The following is a 1832-nucleotide window of genomic DNA, read 5'->3' on the forward strand; positions in this document are numbered from 1 at the left end:
CACCTCGACCGACAGCAGGATGATCTCCTTGATCGAGACGATCATCCCGACGATCAGGAACGGCTCGGCCACGATCTCCCGCCGCGACAGCGTCATCCGCACCGCGAAGATCAGTTCGACCAGGATGAAGACCAGCAGCAGCCGGTCCAGCAGCTTCAGCACGGTGGTGTCGGCCGGGCCGTCGGTGAGCCCGCCGAGTTCCCCGGCCGCGGAGGCCAGCAGCACCACCGCCCCGACCACGAGCAGTCCGGCCACGCACACGTAGACCGCGTCCTCGGCCAGGCGCAGGGTGCGCTCGCCGATGTTCGCGATCCGGTGGCTGGAGCCGTCCACCCCGTCCATGGCGCCGTCCACGGCCTGGTCCATCTGCTGTGATGCATCCTGCGTCCTGGGCATGGTCCAGTGTCGGTTCCGAAGTGGATCTTCGCCATTCCGCGTGCGGCGAGCGGGCGGGCCCGGTCCGGACCGGTTCGGACCGTTCTATGCGGGTTCGGTCATCGCGCGGAGCCGCTCGGCGAACTCCCGCATGCGTACCCGCAGCTCGGCCGGCTCCTCGATGACGAACGGCCGATCCAGCCCGGCGATCAGGGCGGGCAGCCATTCCAGGGACTGCGCGTTGATCCGCACCCGCAGCCAGCTGTCCTCCTCCGCAGCGGGTTCGAGCACCGCCAGGCCCAAGGGCAGCTTGCGGGCGACAGTCGCGGCATCCCCGTGAACCCGGAAGGAAACCGCGTACCGCCAAGGGGTTTGCGCGAGCGCGGAGAGCAGCGCCGTCGCCGGATCGGCCGTTGCGGATGCCTCGAACTGGCCTGCTCGCAGGTCGGCGCGGGTGATCCGGTCCAGCCGAAAGGTGCGGGACTCGTCCTGCCCAGGATCCAGAGCGGTGACATACCAACGCCCCGCGTGCCCCACGATCGCGTGCGGATGAATGACGCGGGTACTCACTTGCGTATGCCGGTCGGTGTATTCGATCTCGACGGGACGCCCTTCCCGGGCACCGACGGCCAGATTCAGCAAAATGGCGGTGTCCGTGCGGGCACCGGATCCGGCGGGTGCCCCGGTGAAGGAAGTACTGGCCAAGAGCGCCTCCAGTCGCGGGCGCAGCGCCAAAGGCAGGACCCGGCGGAGCTTGGCCATCGCGCCGGCCGAGGCCGAGGACTGCGGAACCAGCCCGGCCCGGTCGCCGGCCAGCAGCCCGATCAGCACCGCAGTGGCTTCCTCGTCGGTGAGCATCAGGGGCGGCATCCGGTAGCCCGGGGCCAGGCGATACCCGCCGTAGCGCCCCCGGACCGAGGTCACCGGAATACCCAGATCGATCAGGTGCCCCACATACCGCCGGACCGTGCGCTCATCCACCCCCACCTGCTCGGCCAGATCAGTGACCCGCCGGGTGCCCCCGGCCTGCAGGATCTCCAGCAGGGTGAGGACGCGCGCGGTCGGCCGGGTCATCCCCGAAGGCTCCCACCAATACCGGGCGGATCCTGTCCGGTATCCGTCCTACGGTCCTGCCATGACCACCACCCGCTTCGCCTCCGTCCGCCTGATCACCGCCGACGTCGCCGCCACGGTCGCCTTCTACGAGACGGTGATCGGCGCACCGGCCGCCTGGAGCACCGAACAGTTCGCCGAAATTGAATCCGACGGAATCACTCTGGCCATCGCCGGCGCCGCGACATTGGCCTTCTTCGGCCCCGACGTGGCCGAACCGTCCGCCAACCGGACCGCGATCGTCGAGTTCCTCGTCCCCGACGTCGATGCCGAGTTCGACCGCCTCAAGGAGGGCCTCGAGGACGTGGTGCAAGCGCCGACCACCATGCCCTGGGGCAACCGCT

At 69.5% G+C, this 1832-nt stretch carries 3 protein-coding genes; 1 reads left to right on the forward strand and 2 read right to left on the reverse strand.

Translation table 11 applies throughout. The features are described from left to right. A partial coding sequence (locus tag ACIBQZ_RS43185; protein ID WP_396094767.1) for a phosphate-starvation-inducible PsiE family protein occupies positions 1-366 on the reverse strand: 366 nt, incomplete at its 3' end. A 114-nt stretch (positions 367-480) separates the two neighbouring features. Beyond that, the gene (locus tag ACIBQZ_RS43190) at positions 481-1449 is read right to left on the reverse strand and encodes a helix-turn-helix transcriptional regulator (protein ID WP_396094768.1); all 969 of its coding nucleotides are present in this window, start codon (positions 1447-1449) and stop codon (positions 481-483) included. A gap of 61 nt (positions 1450-1510) precedes the next feature. Here ACIBQZ_RS43190 and ACIBQZ_RS43195 point away from each other — a divergent pair. Next, positions 1511-1832: VOC family protein (locus ACIBQZ_RS43195; RefSeq protein ID WP_396094769.1), on the forward strand; the 322-nt coding region annotated here is incomplete at its 3' end.

The sequence above is a fragment of the Actinoplanes sp. NPDC049599 genome, assembly GCF_044465625.1.
In the GTDB taxonomy this organism is placed as follows: Bacteria; Actinomycetota; Actinomycetes; order Mycobacteriales; family Micromonosporaceae; genus Actinoplanes.